This window comes from Bacillus proteolyticus (assembly GCF_001884065.1).
Lineage (GTDB): Bacteria > Bacillota > Bacilli > Bacillales > Bacillaceae_G > Bacillus_A > Bacillus_A proteolyticus.
The window spans coordinates 27,584-44,816 of record NZ_MACH01000019.1; the positions used below are offsets into that span (position 1 = coordinate 27,584).

Below are 17,233 nucleotides of genomic sequence, written 5' to 3' on the forward strand. Positions count from 1 at the left end.
TCTTGTTTTACAAATATGTGCAGATATAAGGAGATTCATCATGAACAAAAAAGCATTAACGCAACTAGCACTAGCTATGTCCATATTTGGTTCTGTTGGCCTCTTTTCTCGTCTCACGGGACTTTTCGCAATTGAACTCGTTTTTGTTCGCTTAGTATGTGCTGCTATATTTTTGTTTACGGTTTGGCTTATAAAAGGGGATTTTAAGAACGAAATATGGAACCAAAAAGAATTGGTGTTCATTATTCTTTGTGCAACAGCTAACTTGTTGAACTGGATATTTCTTTTTAAATCATTTGAACAGACTTCTGTAACTATTGCTATTTCTTTCTATCATTTAGCGCCTATATTTGTTCTTATCATAGGAAGATCTATCTTTCGAGAGAAATTGACATGGAATTCGATTTTAGCAATCTCTCTATGTTTTACAGGCACTTTATTTATTATGGGGTTAGGTGAGATTCGTTCATCATCCCTTGAATGGAATGGAATTACATATAGTGTGGTTGCTGCATTTTTCTACGCAGCAACTATGCTTTTGGGAAAAAGTATTACAAAGACGAGTGTATATGCGACAACTTTTCTGCAAATGACCATAGGTATTTTGTTACTAATCCCATTTGTTGATTTTTCAGCATACACTTCGATAAACTCAACCGAGTGGTTCTATTCGATTCTTACCGGGGTTGTCCATACAGGGGTTGTCTATCTTCTTTTCTTTAATAGCTTACGTAATCTTCCTGCTAAGGTCATTTCTTTTATGATATTTGTAGATCCTGCTGTGGCCATTCTATTAGATATTTTACTGACTGAATTTCGTCCAGATTGGCTGCAATGTTTGGGGATTTTATTAATTTTCAGCGGTTTGCTTTTTACGATTAGGCAGTCTAAATCCCTTGCTAATTCTGAAAACATAGTTAGTGGAAAAGATTCAGCGGTCTAGCTATTGATATAGGACCTCCTTTCATTTAGTTTAAAGAATTATGTCTAGTTCCTCTCTATCTCACGAAAAAATATTAAATTCAAATAACACTTACGGTAGAATAAGAGGCTATTTTTAATTATTCGTAATCTAAAATAATCAAATTTTATTTTAAAGTTATAATAAAATTTGATTTATTGACCATTCGGCACAAAAGATGTATTAATATGCGGGCAGTAAGATTCCCGCATCAAAATTGGGTGAATATGAAGAAGGTAGAAGGGAGAGTAACTACCTGTAAAAGATTGATTGGTGTGAGTGAATCGAGTTTAGTATATTTTTTTGCGATATAATCCGATTAAAAATGAGATTTTTATTTATTATCCCTTTAAATACGAACATTTTTTTGTTTTTTATTAAAAATGTTCATATTTTGATTGCGTATACACTATAGGTTTGTTATATTATCAATATAATAATTTTAAATAACATCACTCGTATATACTCGGTAATATGGTCCGAGCGTTTCTACCTAGTTCCCAATGAAAGAACTGGACTACGGGTTAAAGTATTCGGTCGTTCGATGTATTGAGCCGCTACCGATCTATAATTAAGCAATGGCCTCATCTTTTGCTTAATTAACTTTGACTACCGTAGTTCTAGAAAGTAGAGATTCTTCTACAGTTTCTAGAACTTTTTTCTTTGGACCAAAACATTGAGTATAGAAAACAACAAGAGAAAGAGGAGAGATTATTTATGAAGAAAAATCTGTTGAAAAAATATGGTGCCCTAGCAACTACTATCGCATTGTCATTCGCAATACTTGCAGGATGTAATGCTAGTCCAAAACAAGTAGTTGAGGCAAAAAGTAATCAAAACCCTATCTTAATTCAAGGCCCAATGCCAATAGAAGCTGAAAAATTTGCAAAAAGGTTAAAAAATGTGAAAGAAGAAAAATCTGGGAGTTTTGTATTTTATAAAGGAACTGTAGACAATTATCCTGTAATCGTTGCGAAAACAGGTAAAGGAATGGAAAATACAGCAGCCGCTACAGCAGTGGCTATTGAAAAATATAAGCCTATAGCAATTATTAACCAAGGAACATCAGGTGGACATGATCCTAATTTAAATGTATTTGATATTGTGTTAGGAAAACAAGTCGCGAATATAGGTTCACTAAAAACAACAAATATGGATGAGAACCAAGGAATTGAACCGGAAAAATGGATATCTATGGACTTGATGGCTTCTGAAGGGAGTGCAGGAGAAGATCCAAATGCTGAGAAAATCCGATACTACGAGGGAGATAAAGATTTACTTGCAGCAGCTAATGCGGTAAAAGATAAATATACAAAAGGTAAAGTGGTTGAAGGTACTATTGGTTCAGCAGACGTTTGGAATAATGAAGTTGATAGAATTAAGTGGTTCCATACAAAATACGGTACATCTGTAGAAGAAATGGAAGGTGCAGCAGCAGCGCAAATCGCAAAAGCTTATGACGTACCATTTTTAGGGATTCGAGTATTATCTAACAATAAAACAAACGGTGGAAAATACAACCCAAATACAGCAGCAGCAAATCAAGAATATGTATATGAAGTAGTTAGAAAGTATATAGATTCGGTGCCAAATAAATAAGCATATAAATAAAAGTAGTACTATTTTTACCATAAACGTCAAGTAACTCCAAAAGTTTCCGAGACAGATAGACCTATATTAGGATTAGTAGTTGGAAAAGAAAAGCTTGTTTCTTATTTGAAAAAGATAAGAAATGAGCTTTTTTATGTAAAATTGCATAAAAAAATTGAAGTTTATAAGTTATCATTAAACTACTTTTTACTGTAAGAGAATATTTTAATAGTCTTTACTAGAGAAGAATATTCTTTGTGAAAATTAAAATTGTTTATGTAATTGAAGAAACTGAAATTTAGGAGAACAGTATGAAAAAGAAACTATGTACATAGGCTTTTTGGATTAATCAATTCAAATTATATTTTAAAGGGGAAATGGGTATATGAAGTTCCGAAACACAAAACTTGCTATGGTTACACTATCTTCATTTTTCATTTTAGGTTTTGCATCTCTATCATTCACAGATATCATACATGGTGAAGTAGTTTCTACATCTCCACAAGTAGATGCGTTTTTAGCACAAGAGATTACTGTAAAAAACTATGACGATACATATTATAATAACGCTATAGGAAAAACGGGTTTAGAATTAAAGAAGGAACTTCATAATGTTATTGATAATCATACAAAGATATCATACAGTGCGGTTTGGGAAGCGCTAAGAGATACTGATGAAGATCCAAATAATAAAAATAATGTGTTGCTCTTATATACTGGGCGTTCGCAAGGGAAATTTACGAATGGTTCAGGAGTTGATAACTGGAACCGAGAGCATGTTTGGGCAAAATCTCACGGTGATTTTGGAACGGCTGCAGGACCTGGAACAGATCTACATCATTTAAGAGCGACGGATGTATCTGTAAATAGTTCACGTGGAAATCTGGATTTTGATAATGGTGGTATGAATCATTCGGAAGCGACAGAATGTAAATATGATAGTGATTCTTGGGAACCTCGTGATAGTGTAAAAGGAGATATCGCTAGAATGCTGTTTTACATGGCTGTTCGTTACGAAGGAGACAACGGCGAAATAGACTTAGAACTAAATGAAAAGGTGAATAACAACAAAGATCCATACATGGGGAAACTATCTATTTTACTAAAATGGAATGAACAAGACCCTGTCGATGATTTAGAGCGAAAGCGTAATGAAGTGATTTTTACAAAATATCAACATAATCGCAATCCTTTTATTGATCATCCTGAATGGGTAAATGAAATTTGGAACTAAGATTTTTAAAGGATTTTTAGTGACATTATACTTTGACAGAAGGGATTGATCATTATGATCAATCCCTTCTTATGTTTATGCTAGAATAAATGGTTTTCATAGGAGTGGAATAGATTATAATAAAGCTTTTTACTTAAAGCAATAGTTTCAAGTGGTAAGCTTTATTTTCCTTCATTTGTATATGACTTTCACCGCACATACAAATTATTGCAACATTAGACAGGGAAACGAAAAAAATCCAAGAATATGTAATATAAAAAGAAAAGAGGGAAAGAGATGTGGAAAACTACGGATCTATGTGATGAATTTGAAAAGGAATTACAAATATGTCGCCAGTCTTTTCAATCTTATGGAAAGAAAGAACAATTCTATGGGAAAATCGCAACGGTAAAAGTGAAGGATGATAATGTACTAGTAAAAGAGGGGTTACAAACACTGCCGGAAGGTACAGTATTAGTTGTTGATGGCGGAGCTTCTAAAAATTGTGCGTTACTCGGTGATAATTTGGCAGCTATTGCAGAAGAAAGAAACTTAGCAGGAATTATTGTAAATGGGTATGTTCGTGATTCTAGTGAATTAAAAAATATTAATATTGGTATTGTAGCGTTAGGGACAATGCCAAATAGAAGTGTAAAAGAAGGAAAAGGAGAAAGAAATATTCCGGTGCAATTTGGTGAAGTTGAATGGAAGCCGAATGAATATGTTTATGTAGATGAAGATGGAATTATTGTTAGTGATAAAAGTTTATATAGTGAGGGATGACTTCTATTAATGGAAGCTTATTAAACTATTATTCTTAGAAAATAAATCTGATAAAGCATGGACAAAATTCTTTGTCAATAGTAAAATAATACAGAAAATCAAAATTTGCAGAATGTATAGGTTTATCGTTTTACGATAAAGTGAAACTTTAATCAGTGGGGATTTTGTTCATCCCCACTGATTATTAGCCTTCACCAATCGGACATTTACGGGCAGCCCGACCCCGACCTAACTTCTTTGCTTTCGCTGAATTTGAGGTGGGGGTCTTACTGCTCGGCAAATAGCGGGATAACTTGAAAAGGGAGTAAATTTTGCCTAGAAAAATGAATGTAATCACAATGGTGCGTTCATAAACGAAATTATTTTTCCTATACAAATATAGCCGCGAATAATGCGGGTAGGAGGTGTTGTGCATTTTGTTCGACACTTACAAAAAGAGAGTGTCAATCACACGCCCTTAAAGGGTCTTTTTTTGTGTAAATGTTAGTAAAGGGAGGGAATTTTGGAATGGCAATGTTAAAGAAATGGCTGCTTACATCATTAATGGCAGTGGCACTTGTATTTGTTTCTTTTGCGAATACAGTACATATTACGTTTGCTGAAGGAAAGACGGCGAAACTTGCAATTATTGGTGAATCACAAAAAGGAATTATGTTATGTCCAAAAGAAGTTTCCATTGAAGATGGAGAAACAGCTTTTAGTTTGTTACAAAAAGTCATGGGTGACAAAGTAATATCTGAAAGTATGTCATTTGGAACGTATATAAAGGGCATCGACGGATTAATGGCCGGAGCAACGAGCGGTTGGTTGTATGATGTAAATGACAAATCTGCAGAAGTTGGGGCAGATAGTTATAAATTAGAGTCTGGGGATGTCGTTGCATTTCGTTACGTTGCGGACTGGAGCAATATGAGTCAAGAAACATTGCAACAAACGTTAGATAAATTTGGCACTTGTAAAACTGTAGAAGAGCCAAAGACAGAGGAACCAAAACCAGAGGAACCCAAAACAGAAAAACCCGATGGTAAAACAGAGGAACCAAAACCAGAAGAACCGAAAACAGAAAAACCAGACGGTAAAACAGAAGAACCAAAACCAGAAGATAAAACAACAGAACAACCAAAGCAAGAGAAAGTTGAAATTCCAGCAGCACAATTAAATGAAGCAATTTCTAAAACGTCAGAAAAGATGTTACAAGATGGAATTGGTAGTGATTGGGTTGCGATTGGACTCGCTCGTTCAGGTGTAAATATTCCACTTGAAACGAAAATAAACTATGTTCAGCCAGTAGCTGAAAAGGTTAAGAAGCGTTTAAATCGTTTTTCAGCAACAGATTTAGCTAGAACGATTATTATGATGAATGCAATGAATGTAGATCCTACAAAGGTAGAGGGACAAAATTTAGTACAAAATTTATTTGAATCAGATAAAGTGAATTCTGTTACTGGATACGCATTTACATTACTTGCATTAGATACAAAGAAATATGAGGTTCCGGCCGAAGCGAAATGGAATCGAGCTACTTTAGTACAAGCACTTTTAAACACGCAGCATACAGACGGTGGCTGGACGTATGATAGTTCAAGTAGTAAAGAAAGTGCTAGTAGCGTTGATGTAACAAGTATGGTATTAGCAGCATTAGCTCCTTATCAAGATCAAGCAGATGTAAAGCCATCTATCCAAAAAGCTGTTGATTATTTATACAAGCAGCAGCTAGGTAATGGTGGTTTTGCCGCTGATGGACAAGAGAATTCTAATAGTACTGCACAAGCGATTATTGGACTATCGCTAGTTAAAGATGTAGATCACGATCGTCTTAATAAAGCGGTACAAAATTTAATGTCATACCAGCTTCCAAATGGTGAGTTCAAATGGTTACCGAGTGATCAAAAAGGTAGCGGAATGGCTACAGAGCAAGCATTTTTAGCGTTACTTCAGTTTAAAGATTTTGGAAAATCGATTTATGATTGGTCAAATGTAGTAGAGAATGAAATCGATACGAAACCAATTGTAGAGCCAGAGACAACTGTAGAAGAAAAAGAAGTTGTAGAACAGCCGAAACAACAAGAAGAGTTACAAAAACAACCAAAAGATGAAAATCTAAAAGTTGTTGTAGATAACGAACGAGTTAATAAAGAAACAAACAAGAATAAGAATCAATTACCACAAACAGGAGCATCTTCTCATAGTGCAGCAACAGAAGTAGGTATGGGTGTATTATGTATTGCTTCTGCATATGTATTATGGAGACGTAAAGCAGCTTAACAAAAATTAGGAGCAATCATTTGCTCCTAATTTTATTATAAAAGTGAGAGCCAATAATGAGTGGGGATGAACAAAATCTCCACTCATTAAAGTTTCACTTTAATATGAAAGGTGAGGGACAGCATGAGTAAGATGAAATGGTTCATTTCTTTAATTCTTTCATTGGGATTATTAGCCGGATGTGAAGAAACGGCTGTAAAGCCTGAGAAGAAGGCAGAACCGAAGCAAGAAGAGCAAAAAGAAGTAGCGAAACAGGAAGAACAAAAAGATGTACCGAAACCGGAAGAGAAACAAGCTGAACCGGAGCAGAAACCACAAGAAGAGCAGAAAGATAAACAAGAACAAAAAGTAGAAGAGAAACAAAAAGAAGAAAAAGCGCAGGCACAACCGGAAGTAAAAAAAGAAGAGCAACCAAAGGAACAGCCTGCTGCAAATAAACAACCAGAACAACAAAAAGTACAAGAAGAGAAACCTCAGCAACCGAAAGCACCAGAAGTAAAAGAAGAAGCAAAGGTTGTTAATCAGCCGAAAGAAACACCAAAGCAGGAGCAAAAAGAAGATCCAAATAAAGGGCAACAGGTAACTGTGCCGGTTCCACCAACACCGGTACCAGATCCAGTACCGCCAGTGCCAGATCCAGTAATACCAAAACCAAAACAAGTTACTATCTCCGTAAAAGGAAATGAAGGATACTTATTAGGTGCGAAAAAGGTTGATGTTCAAGAAGGCGACACAGTGTATAGTGTGTTAAAGAGCACAGGATTAGATGTTGATGCAATGGGCTCTAAAGGAGATGTTTACGTAAAAGGTATTGAAAATTTATATGAAAAAGATGTAAATGATAATAGCGGATGGAAATATCGTGTGAACGGATCGTTTCCAAACCGTAGTGCTGGTGTAGTTACAGTTAAACCAGGAGATACAGTTGAATGGGTGTATGTATACTAAATTAAGAAAGGATCTTCGGTAAAGGACTATGAAAATAAGCTTTTCTTCTTTACATCCTTTTGTGAATTTTTTCTATTATATTGGGGTGATGATACTATGTATGATGTGTCTTCATCCTCTTTTTTTAATTGGAGCGATTGTACTAATAGTAATCTTAAATATAGTACAAGGGAATGGTGAGAAAATAAGAAAGATGCTGCCTAGTACTTTTATATTCTTTTTGATGGTAATTTTATTCAATTCTTTGTTAACGCATAGAGGAGCGACTACTTTATTTTATTTAGGAGATAGCCGGATTAAGCTTGAGGCTTGTATGTATGGACTTGTAATGGGGTTATTATTAGTTGCGATTATGTTTACGTTTGCTTCTTATAACGATATTATTTCGAGTCATAAATTTTTATATTTGTTTTCAAGAATTTCACCGAAAGTTGCATTGTTAACGATGATTACAGTGCGATTTGTTCCTTTATTTATTAGGCGGTTAAAGAAAATTACACTCGTCCAAAAAACGAAAGGTGTACAATTAGATTCAGGTTCACTCATTGAGCGTATAAAAAATGGGATGAAATTACTGCAAGTGTTATTAGTTTGTTCGTTAGAAGATGCACTACAAACAGCAGATTCTATGCAAGCTCGTGGATTTGGTGTAACGAAACGTACGACTTATATTCGGTATAGAATGGAAAGACGCGATTGGTACACGCTAAGTTATTTAAGTATTCTATTTATAGCCTCATTCATATTTAGTTATTATGGCGGAGGGAAATTGATTATTTATCCGAAAGTGGAATCAATACTGTTCCAGCAATATGATGGAATGATGTTTTTCCTATTTATGATGTTTATTAGTTTACCGATTGTAATGGAAGGAAGGGAATGGATATGGTGGCGCATGCAGAAATGAAGAATTTATCATTTATATATGCTGATGAAAATGAATACGCGTTACAGCATATTTCTCTTTCTGTTCAAAAAGGAGAATTTATAGTACTTGCTGGTGGTTCTGGTTCTGGGAAGACAACTTTATTGAAACATTTTAAAAAGGAGTTACTTCCAATTGGCACGCGTTCTGGGCATACATATTATGATGGTGCTTTATTAGAAGATGTACCAGATTTATTATCTGCACAAGAAATTGGTATGGTATTTCAAAACCCAGAAAATCAGCTCGTAATGGATACAGTTATTCAAGAATTAGCATTCTCTTTAGAAAATATCGGGCTACCATCACATATTATTCAAAAAAGAATAGCGGAACTCATTAGCTTTTTAGGATTTCAAGATTTGTTACATCAATCTGTTCATACTTTATCTGGTGGTCAAAAACAACTAGTAAATTTAGCAGCAGTATTAGTCATGCAGCCGAAGCTACTATTACTGGATGAACCGACAGCGCAGCTAGATCCGATTGCTGCAAAAGAGTTTTTAGGATTGTTAAAACGTATTAATGAAGAACTCGGAATTACGATAGTTTTAAGTGAACATCGTTTAGATGAAGTTATACCGCTCGCAACACGCGTTGTTTGTATGGATAATGGCAGAATCATTTATGATGGTACTTCTAAAAGTGTGATAGCGAACATGTGGGAAGTAGAAAAGTTCCATCCATTCATTCCCCAAATTCCAAGATTGTTTTTAGAGTGGAATGTAGAAGATATTCCGTTTACAGTACGAGAAGCGCAAATGAAAATGAATGATTTTTCAGCGCTATCATATAGGAATGAGCAAGTAGAACAATGTGAAAAGCAAGAAGTAATTTTAAGTGCAGAACATATATCTTTTCAATATGAAAAAAATAGTCCACTTATTTTACGAGATTTAACAGTGAACATCGAAAAAGGAAAATGGACAGCTCTAGTTGGGAAAAACGGAACTGGGAAGTCTACACTGTTAACGATTTTAGCAGGATTGCAAAAAGCTAGAAGAGGTAAGGTAAAGTGGAATGGAAAAGTGATACATAAAATTGATTCGAAAGAACGATTTAAAAGTATTGGGTATGTATCACAGCATCCATACTATCATTTTACATTTGATACAGTATGGGAAGAGGTTTATGAGCGTGCTCGTGAATTATATGGCGAAGAGGGAAAAGTAATAGCAGAAGAAATGTTGGAAAAGTTCTGGTTAGATTCGCTTAAAGAGCGCCATCCGCATGATTGTAGCGGCGGGGAGCAACAACTACTTGCATTATGTACAACGTTATTATCAAAACCAACTTTATTATTACTCGATGAGCCGACAAAGGGACTAGATCCATGGAAAAAGGAAAGAGTAGGAGAGCTGTTTAAACAATTGCAAAAAGAAGGTGCAACAATTGTAATGGCAACGCACGATATTGAGTTTGCAGCGAAATACGTTGATCAATGTATGATGTTATTTGACGGGAAAGTCATTATGAATGATGCACCGAAAGAGTTCTTTAGTGGTAACTTCTTTTATACAACATCTATTAACCGATTCATCCGTAGAGAGTTGCCATTTGCATTAACGTGGGAGGATGTGTACGAAGCGTGTCCAAACGATATGTTGCGTTTATAATATTTATTTTTGCCGTTGTAATATGTACACTACTCTTTACGACTCTTATTATGGACGGGTATTACATGGTAAGTAGTTTGTTTTTATTAGCTGTCATTATGCTACCTTTCTACGTCCGTTTTGAAAGGAGGGCGTTTGTTTCACGTGAAATTGTTATCGTTGCTGTGTTAGCAGCGATTGCAGCAGTTAGCCGGGTACCATTTTCGATATTACCGAGTGTACAACCGACTTCCTTTGTCATTATCGTTTCTGCAATTGTTTTTGGAAGTGAAACTGGCTTTATGATCGGGGCAACGGCGGCCACTGTATCTAATATTTTTTTAGGACAAGGTCCGTGGACGCCGTGGCAAATGTTCTCTTGGGGTATGATCGGATTTATAGCGGGATTACTCCGAAATACATTTTTGATGAAAAAACTGTGGGGGAGACTGTTGTACGGATTCGTCGTTGGATTTTTATTTGGCTGGATTATGAATTTCTGGGGTCTTCTCGGTTTTATACAGGAAGCAACTTGGGAAACAGTTATTGCTTACTATGTCGCAAGTTTTTCTTTCGATCTTAGTCACGCGATATCGAATGTTATTTTCCTGCTGTTATTTAGTACGTCATGGATTACGATCCTCACAAGATTTAAAAAGAAATACGGTATATTAGATGAGCATAACGTGACATAGAAAAGCATACTCATATAAGGTAGGGTCGCGACTTACATATTCGTTTGCCTCTTTCATGCTTCTTACATATTGTAAGGAGCATTTTTTTATTGTCAAAAAATAGATCCAATATAAGTCGGCTATTATATAAAAATATTTGTATAATATTAGGTGAGAATTATTTTCAAAGAGGAGGTGTATAGTTAATGAAGTTAGTTATTCCGAAGCAACATGGTGCATGGGCTATGCTTGTTATACCATTTCTATTAAGTGTCATACTTGGGAACCCTACTTTCTATCATATCCCACTGTTTTTAGCGTGGTTCTTTATCTATTTAGCTACGTATCCATTTCTTATGTACATAAGGAAAAGACGAAACAAAGAGTTTCTACACGCTACAATTGTTTATTCTATCATTGCATTCGTATTTGGGATGATTTCTTTATTATATGAATGGCGAATTCTTTTATTCGCAGTATTAATGATTCCATTGTTTATTGTAAATATGTATTACGCTCGTCAAAAAAATGAACGAGCATTACTAAATGATATTTGTGCGATTATAGTGTTTTGTATAGGTGGTTTAATAAGTTATTATTTTTCAATGAAGCAAATCGATAAAACCGCAGTAATCATTGCGCTTATTTCATTTTTGTATTTTTTAGGAAGTACGTTTTATGTGAAAACAATGATTCGTGAGAAAAATAATCCGAAGTATCGTCTCATATCTTGGGGGTATCATATTGTATTGACGGTAATTGTATTTGCTATCAATCCATGGTGTTCTCTTATATTCGTACCAAGTGTCATTCGAGCAATTATATTGTATGGTAAAAAAATTTCTATATTAAAAGTAGGGGTTTTAGAAATTGTTAATTCTGTATATTTTTTAATCATAACGGCAATAATAATGAAGTATGCCATTTGAAAAAACTTCCCATCTATTGATGGGAAGTTTTCAATCTTTTTCTAAAATGTGAACGGTATAATCACATCTTTGCAATGCTTGCTCTACGGCGTAAAGGGATTGTTCAATACGTGCGCGATTAAAATCTTTTTCAACTGTTTGTAGTGCTTCTTCTAAACAATGTTTTGCTTCTTTTAATGATTGAAAAGAATCTTGTACATATCCGCGGGCGTTTTGATACATTTCATAGTCCTCCTTTTTTACTCATATACATGTAGTATGAACACTGAGGAGAAAAATATAATTTGTTATATTTATTTGACAATTAAAATGAAATTACGTATAGTTTATTATAAAGTGAATATTTTCTTATCCAGAGAGGTGGAGGGACTGGCCCGATGAAACCCAGCAACCGCGATGCAGGTGCTAATTCCAGCAGAACATTTTTGTTCTGGGAGATAAGACGAAGATATACGTAACTTCTTCTTATCGGAGAGGTTTTTTTGTTGCAAAAAAACCGATTACGAAAACATATAATAAGAAGAAAGGGGTTGCGAAGTACTGTGACACTCGAAAAATACGTAAAACTGCGTAGTACAGTTTATGAATATATGATAGAGCAAGATAAGCCAATATCATTGTTAGATATTCAAGAACATATCGTTTCGCATCATGAAGGAAAATTCACGAAAAAAATGTTACATCAATTTTATTTATCAAGACTATTAGATGAACTCAAACTGGATGGGAAAATTACTTTAGCTGATGATGAATATCGCTATGCTGAAAAAGGGGTATTTTATAAAGCGGGAAAAGGGAGCTAGGCTCTCTTTTTTTTTGAAGTATGTAGTGTAAAAGACTGCTAAAGCAGCCTGATACAAGGGAATGGTGTTGAGTGTGTAGTGTCAAAGATTGAATGTGCCTGAAAGAGGCACTTCATTATCGGCTGCAAATAAAAGAGACACCTTCGCCGAATAGGTGTCAGTCGTTTTGTCACGTAGACTCGCTACTTGACAGTAATTAGAATAACATGTGGGGTTTTTGAAGTCAAAAGGGAATTAAAGGAAGAGGTGATAGGATGTACGCTTACTTATTAAAAGATATAACGAAATGGATTCCAAAGTACATTATAGATAAAGGTTATGAATATTATGAAGAGGGACATGTAGAAGATGTTGAAATACAAGAAAAGAAAGTATTTGCTTTCGTTACTGGAAATGCAGGAAACTATGAAGTAATTATTGACCTTACTGATTTTACAAAAAGCAGCTGCGAGTGTCCGAATGAAAATTATTGTAAGCATATGGCGGCAGTTGTGTATGATATTCAAGATGCTGGTGAGAGTACAGTTAAAGAACAACTGAAAGGTTTAGAAAAAGAAGAATTACTAACAGTACTAAATCGTTTGTTACAAAGTTCAAAAAATGTCCAAATCGTAGAGACGATGTTAAAGAAAGGGAAGATTTAACTGTAGAGGGGAGTTGCTTTGTAGTGAACGTACTAATTATATACGCTCACCCTAGTCCTTCAAGCTTTAACGCAGCGATTTTAGAGCATGTGCAAAAAGGACTTGGGGAAACAAATCATTCTGTTACGCTACTTGATTTATATAAAGAACAATTTGATCCAGTGCTTGTATTTAATGAAGAGAAAAAAAGACGGGATTTACTATATGAAGAAGAGACGAAGCGATATAGAGAATTAGTGAAAGCGGCGGATACTCTTCTTTTCATATATCCGATATGGTGGTGGGGCATGCCTGCTATTTTAAAAGGATTTATCGATCGTATTTTTGTAGCTGGATTTGCTTATAAATATGAAGGAGCCCTGCCGAAAGGTTTATTGAAAGGAAAGAAAGCATGGGTTATTAATACGTTAGACTCACCGTTATGGTACGTGGCACTATTATATCGATCAGCGGATTGGATTATGATGAAAAGAGGAGTTTTACGTTTTTGTGGTATTCGTGATATAAAACGGTCTGTTTTTCAATCTGTGAAAACGAGTAAACTAGAGAAGCGGGAAAAGTGGTTATTACAAATAGAAGAAAAGGCTCGTACATTATGAATGAACTTGATCGTATTATAAATTGTTGTCAGTATGATAATGAACTTTTTCGGACGTATATTACATGTTTACTTCAATTGAAAAAATGTAGTGAAACGTTTCAACAAATGAAGATTCAATTAAGAAATGATTACTTAATAAGAGGGATTTGTGAAAGAGAAGTTGATGAGGTAGTACGGGGAAGTAAAGAATATGAAACGTATTGTCTTCCTAAAGCGTTACAGTGGAATTTCTTGGGGGAAAATCCACATCTGATTGAAAAAGTATGTGAGGATTTTTTTGCATTTGCGGCATTAAATCTTACGGAGATAGAGTGGAAGAAGATTATAAATTGCATGGGAAATAAAGTGAAACTTTAATCAGTGGGGTGTTCCCTCCCACTGATTATTAGCCTTCACCAATCGGGCATTTACGGGCAGTTAATCTCCTGCCTAACATAGGGGAAGGTTTACTGCCCGTTAATGCGGGGTAAATGAATTATTATGTAAAAAAGCTAGTATAAAACTAGCTTTTCGTTTAAATAAATAAGAAACACAGACTAATGATAAATCCTGCATAAAGTAAATTAACAACACAAAATCCCATAATATCACGAGCGCCTAAACCAGCTATTGCTAATGCCGGTAATGCCCAGAAAGGTTGAATTAAATTTGTCCAAGCATCGCCCCATGCAATTGCCATCGCTGTTTTCGCAGCAGGTACACCAAGTTCAGCGCCAGCTGGAATCATAATTGGTGCTTGCACAGCCCATTGTCCGCCTCCAGATGGAACGAAAATATTAACAATTCCAGCACTTAAAAATGTAAAGAGCGGGAATGTGGTTTCATTTGAAATGCTAATAAAGAAAGTAGAAATAGCTCCTCCAAGCGAAAGCCCTTCACTATTTACTCCAATCATCATCCCCATAATTCCGGCATAGAACGGAAACTGAAGTAAAATACCAGAAGCGCTCTTTGTTGAGTCAGAGAAAGCGCGAATATATTGAATCGGAGTACGGTGGAAAATAAGACCCGCAATTAATAACATAAAAATAACGATATCAAGTGTAAGGTTAAAGCCTTTCGTACTAAAATAGTTAAAAATATAAATAAGACCTAATAGCCCGATGCAAAGTGTAATAATCATACTATTTTCCATTTTTTCAGCGAATGTTTTTTGCTCTACTTCTTGAGCAGCAGCCTCTTCATGGAACACGCTAGGGTCTACTGTAATCGTATGTTTTTCATCTGGATGCATTGCTTTATTAATGAGAGGCATCGTAATTAAAAAGATAATGACTGGAACGAGAGCGTATGGTGAGAATAACGTTTCTGTTATTGGAATCGCTTCTTTAATACTTCCAGCTGTCGTTTTAATTAACGTTTCACCGCCTGTTGCTAACGTAAGAGGGATAGAAGCAGAAAGGCCTGCATGCCAAATGAGAAATCCGGAGTAAGAAGAAGCGATTGCTAACCTATAATCTAATCCTTCTAACTGTCTTGCCACTTCTTTTGCATATAAAACAGAGACAACAATACCAAATCCCCAGTTTATGTATGCTCCTAGTAAACTTACAATTGAAATTGCGATAATACCTTGGCCATTCGTTTTCGGTAGTTTTGCTGCTTTCGTTAACCCTTTTTTAATAAGAGGGGCATTTGCTAAAGCAGATCCCGTCACGAGTACAAGAGCCATTTGCATAGAAAAGGCAAGAAGTCCCCAAATTCCATTGCCCCAATGCGTAATCATTTCTACCGGTGTTTGGTGCGTTGCAAACATGCCGAAGAAGATAACGAAAACAGTTAATAAGCATGATAAAATAAACGGTTCTGGCAAGAAACGCTGCACAAGGGCAACACATCCATTTGTAAATGAACGAAACAAAATAAATCAACCTCCTTATGTATGTTCATCCCGCTATTTGCGGGCTAATAATCAGTGGGGGATGAACAAACCCCCACTGATTAAAGTTTCACTGTATTACAATATTCGAGGTTGTTTGAGTAATATTCTTTAATATATAGAAAATTCAGATTTTTAAGGTGGTTGTCATAATGTCTAGGTAGATTGATATTTTATATTGAAATGTTATTTCATTTTGAACTGAAATTGAAAAGAATGCTCTATATACAAGGGAAAGAGGTGGTCATAGACGAATATGTCCATCAAATTACAGTTTACCCCGCTATTTGCGAGCAGTAAAACTCCTACCTCGAAATTCGGCGAATGCTAGGAAGTTAGGCGGGAGATAACTGCCCGTAAACGCCCGATTGGTGCGGGCTAATAATCAGTGGGGGATGGACAAAACCCCCACTGATTAAAGTTTCACTGTATGTAAGAGCCAGATTATTGAAGAAGGATATCAGCTATTTTTAACGAATTCTGAATTACAAACAAACTTTATCAAAAGTGGTGAGATAATATAGAGAATAAAACAAATTTCTTTTTGGATATGAAAATGGAAAAATATATAGTTAGCAAGCTTCGGAGCGCTGGTTGTGTTTTCGCAGAAGATGAGACCCGGTTACTTATTTCAGAGGCACTAACTTCAGAGGACCTTATGGAAATGGTAGAAATGCGAGTCAACGGTTTACCTCTGGAATACGTTGTTGGATATACGGAGTTCTGTGGTTTACGAGTAGAAGTGGATCGAGGCATTTTTGTACCGCGTAAACGTACCGAGTTCCTTGTTCATCAAACAGAGGCGTTGTCACGTTCTAGCGATATCATTGTTGACCTATGTTGTGGGTCAGGTGCTGTGGGTGCAGCACTGGCAGCAACTTTGGGACGAGTTGAATTGTATTCTGTTGATATTGACCCTATCGCAGTACAATGCGCTAGCCGTAATGTAACGAATTTTGGCGGTCATGCTTTTGAAGGTGACTTGTATAAAGCTCTACCAGACTCACTTAAGGGCCATGTAAATATCCTAGTTGCGAACGTACCTTACGTTCCTACCGAAATAATAAAGTTTCTCCCCCGGGAGGCACGCCTATATGAACCAAATGTGACGCTTGACGGGGGGGAGGATGGTCTTAACATTCTGCGAAGAGTCGCAGAAGAAGCTTTACTCTGGTTAGCTTTGGATGGACATCTTTTGATAGAGACGAGCGAAGTTCAGGCACCCCAGGCTTTTGAAATCTTTGCTGGTGCTGGGCTTAGCACAAAAGTCGCTAGAAATAAGGAACTGGACGCTACTGTCATTATCGGTTCTAATTCTAGCTGTTAGAGTAAATAGGCATTATTCAATGAATATAATTAATCCCTACAAGGGGGCGAATCCGTAAAAAGTGCACCTCCGATTGTTAGACTGTGTCTAATAATC

At 35.7% G+C, this 17,233-nt stretch carries 17 protein-coding genes and 2 riboswitches; of the genes, 15 read left to right on the top strand and 2 right to left on the bottom strand.

The features are described 5' to 3' along the window. Nucleotides 1-40: 40 nt before the first annotated feature. The 10 genes from BAQ49_RS03100 to BAQ49_RS03145 all read left to right on the top strand — a co-directional run bounded on the left by BAQ49_RS03100 (nucleotide 41) and on the right by BAQ49_RS03145 (nucleotide 11,883). Complete coding sequence (locus BAQ49_RS03100; protein WP_071744148.1) at nucleotides 41-943, top strand: DMT family transporter; 903 nt, start codon at nucleotides 41-43, stop codon at nucleotides 941-943. Between the two features lie 454 nt (nucleotides 944-1,397). Continuing rightward, nucleotides 1,398-1,501: riboswitch (purine riboswitch) on the top strand. 177 nt (nucleotides 1,502-1,678) lie between these two features. After that, the gene (locus BAQ49_RS03105; protein WP_071744149.1) at nucleotides 1,679-2,560 is read left to right on the top strand and encodes a 5'-methylthioadenosine/S-adenosylhomocysteine nucleosidase; all 882 of its coding nucleotides are present in this window, start codon (nucleotides 1,679-1,681) and stop codon (nucleotides 2,558-2,560) included. 376 nt (nucleotides 2,561-2,936) lie between these two features. Continuing rightward, complete coding sequence (locus tag BAQ49_RS03110; protein ID WP_071744150.1) at nucleotides 2,937-3,785, top strand: endonuclease I family protein; 849 nt, start codon at nucleotides 2,937-2,939, stop codon at nucleotides 3,783-3,785. A 276-nt stretch (nucleotides 3,786-4,061) separates the two neighbouring features. Further along, nucleotides 4,062-4,547 (top strand): ribonuclease E activity regulator RraA, encoded by a 486-nt coding sequence (rraA, locus tag BAQ49_RS03115; RefSeq protein WP_071744151.1) that lies wholly within the window; start codon nucleotides 4,062-4,064, stop codon nucleotides 4,545-4,547. A gap of 507 nt (nucleotides 4,548-5,054) precedes the next feature. Beyond that, nucleotides 5,055-6,812, top strand: coding sequence for a DUF4430 domain-containing protein (locus BAQ49_RS03120; RefSeq protein WP_071744152.1), 1,758 nt, complete (start codon nucleotides 5,055-5,057; stop codon nucleotides 6,810-6,812). A gap of 123 nt (nucleotides 6,813-6,935) precedes the next feature. Continuing rightward, a complete protein-coding gene (locus BAQ49_RS03125) occupies nucleotides 6,936-7,760 on the top strand; it encodes a DUF4430 domain-containing protein (RefSeq protein WP_071744153.1) in 825 nt (274 codons plus the stop codon). Between the two features lie 28 nt (nucleotides 7,761-7,788). Next, nucleotides 7,789-8,667 carry an energy-coupling factor transporter transmembrane component T gene (locus tag BAQ49_RS03130; RefSeq protein ID WP_071744154.1) on the top strand — a complete coding sequence of 293 codons (879 nt, stop codon included), beginning with the start codon at nucleotides 7,789-7,791 and terminating at the stop codon, nucleotides 8,665-8,667. Next, entirely contained in the window at nucleotides 8,640-10,301 is a 1,662-nt protein-coding gene (locus tag BAQ49_RS03135; RefSeq protein ID WP_071744155.1) for an ABC transporter ATP-binding protein, read from the top strand. Before BAQ49_RS03130 ends, BAQ49_RS03135 begins: the two co-directional genes overlap by 28 nt. Further along, nucleotides 10,274-10,975, top strand: coding sequence for an ECF transporter S component (locus BAQ49_RS03140; RefSeq protein WP_071744156.1), 702 nt, complete (start codon nucleotides 10,274-10,276; stop codon nucleotides 10,973-10,975). Before BAQ49_RS03135 ends, BAQ49_RS03140 begins: the two co-directional genes overlap by 28 nt. Nucleotides 10,976-11,160: 185 nt before the next feature. Next, complete coding sequence (locus BAQ49_RS03145) at nucleotides 11,161-11,883, top strand: YwiC-like family protein (protein ID WP_071744157.1); 723 nt, start codon at nucleotides 11,161-11,163, stop codon at nucleotides 11,881-11,883. Nucleotides 11,884-11,913: 30 nt separating this feature from the next. On the opposite strand, the gene BAQ49_RS03150 is transcribed toward BAQ49_RS03145, so the two are convergent. Further along, entirely contained in the window at nucleotides 11,914-12,105 is a 192-nt protein-coding gene (locus BAQ49_RS03150) for a hypothetical protein (RefSeq protein ID WP_071744158.1), read from the bottom strand. A 123-nt stretch (nucleotides 12,106-12,228) separates the two neighbouring features. After that, a riboswitch (SAM riboswitch) is annotated at nucleotides 12,229-12,327 on the top strand. Nucleotides 12,328-12,365: 38 nt separating this feature from the next. Here BAQ49_RS03150 and BAQ49_RS03155 point away from each other — a divergent pair. From BAQ49_RS03155 to BAQ49_RS03170, 4 genes are all read left to right on the top strand, one after another. Continuing rightward, a complete protein-coding gene (locus tag BAQ49_RS03155) occupies nucleotides 12,366-12,686 on the top strand; it encodes a hypothetical protein (protein ID WP_002110869.1) in 321 nt (106 codons plus the stop codon). 254 nt (nucleotides 12,687-12,940) lie between these two features. Further along, the gene (locus tag BAQ49_RS03160) at nucleotides 12,941-13,330 is read left to right on the top strand and encodes an SWIM zinc finger family protein (RefSeq protein WP_071744159.1); all 390 of its coding nucleotides are present in this window, start codon (nucleotides 12,941-12,943) and stop codon (nucleotides 13,328-13,330) included. 23 nt (nucleotides 13,331-13,353) lie between these two features. Further along, a complete protein-coding gene (locus tag BAQ49_RS03165; protein ID WP_071744160.1) occupies nucleotides 13,354-13,929 on the top strand; it encodes an NAD(P)H-dependent oxidoreductase in 576 nt (191 codons plus the stop codon). Beyond that, complete coding sequence (locus tag BAQ49_RS03170) at nucleotides 13,926-14,288, top strand: group-specific protein (RefSeq protein ID WP_071744161.1); 363 nt, start codon at nucleotides 13,926-13,928, stop codon at nucleotides 14,286-14,288. Before BAQ49_RS03165 ends, BAQ49_RS03170 begins: the two co-directional genes overlap by 4 nt. A gap of 157 nt (nucleotides 14,289-14,445) precedes the next feature. On the opposite strand, the gene BAQ49_RS03175 is transcribed toward BAQ49_RS03170, so the two are convergent. Then, entirely contained in the window at nucleotides 14,446-15,792 is a 1,347-nt protein-coding gene (locus BAQ49_RS03175) for a short-chain fatty acid transporter (RefSeq protein ID WP_071744162.1), read from the bottom strand. A 574-nt stretch (nucleotides 15,793-16,366) separates the two neighbouring features. On the opposite strand from BAQ49_RS03175, the gene BAQ49_RS03180 reads away from it, so the two are divergent. Next, nucleotides 16,367-17,137 carry a putative protein N(5)-glutamine methyltransferase gene (locus BAQ49_RS03180; RefSeq protein ID WP_071744164.1) on the top strand — a complete coding sequence of 257 codons (771 nt, stop codon included), beginning with the start codon at nucleotides 16,367-16,369 and terminating at the stop codon, nucleotides 17,135-17,137. Nucleotides 17,138-17,233 lie beyond the last annotated feature (96 nt).

Excerpts from the sequence above, each read along its gene's own strand:
- BAQ49_RS03180 (WP_071744164.1), top strand. The coding sequence starts at position 16,367 with ATGGAAAAATATATAGTTAGCAAGCTTCGGAGCGCTGGTTGTGTTTTC.
- BAQ49_RS03100 (WP_071744148.1), top strand. The coding sequence starts at position 41 with ATGAACAAAAAAGCATTAACGCAACTAGCACTAGCTATGTCCATATTT.
- BAQ49_RS03110 (WP_071744150.1), top strand. The coding sequence starts at position 2,937 with ATGAAGTTCCGAAACACAAAACTTGCTATGGTTACACTATCTTCATTT.
- BAQ49_RS03160 (WP_071744159.1), top strand. The coding sequence starts at position 12,941 with ATGTACGCTTACTTATTAAAAGATATAACGAAATGGATTCCAAAGTAC.
- rraA (WP_071744151.1), top strand. The coding sequence starts at position 4,062 with ATGTGGAAAACTACGGATCTATGTGATGAATTTGAAAAGGAATTACAA.
- BAQ49_RS03135 (WP_071744155.1), top strand. The coding sequence starts at position 8,640 with ATGGATATGGTGGCGCATGCAGAAATGAAGAATTTATCATTTATATAT.
- BAQ49_RS03170 (WP_071744161.1), top strand. The coding sequence starts at position 13,926 with ATGAATGAACTTGATCGTATTATAAATTGTTGTCAGTATGATAATGAA.
- BAQ49_RS03130 (WP_071744154.1), top strand. The coding sequence starts at position 7,789 with ATGAAAATAAGCTTTTCTTCTTTACATCCTTTTGTGAATTTTTTCTAT.
- BAQ49_RS03150 (WP_071744158.1), bottom strand. The coding sequence starts at position 12,105 with ATGTATCAAAACGCCCGCGGATATGTACAAGATTCTTTTCAATCATTA.
- BAQ49_RS03125 (WP_071744153.1), top strand. The coding sequence starts at position 6,936 with ATGAGTAAGATGAAATGGTTCATTTCTTTAATTCTTTCATTGGGATTA.
- BAQ49_RS03105 (WP_071744149.1), top strand. The coding sequence starts at position 1,679 with ATGAAGAAAAATCTGTTGAAAAAATATGGTGCCCTAGCAACTACTATC.
- BAQ49_RS03145 (WP_071744157.1), top strand. The coding sequence starts at position 11,161 with ATGAAGTTAGTTATTCCGAAGCAACATGGTGCATGGGCTATGCTTGTT.
- BAQ49_RS03120 (WP_071744152.1), top strand. The coding sequence starts at position 5,055 with ATGGCAATGTTAAAGAAATGGCTGCTTACATCATTAATGGCAGTGGCA.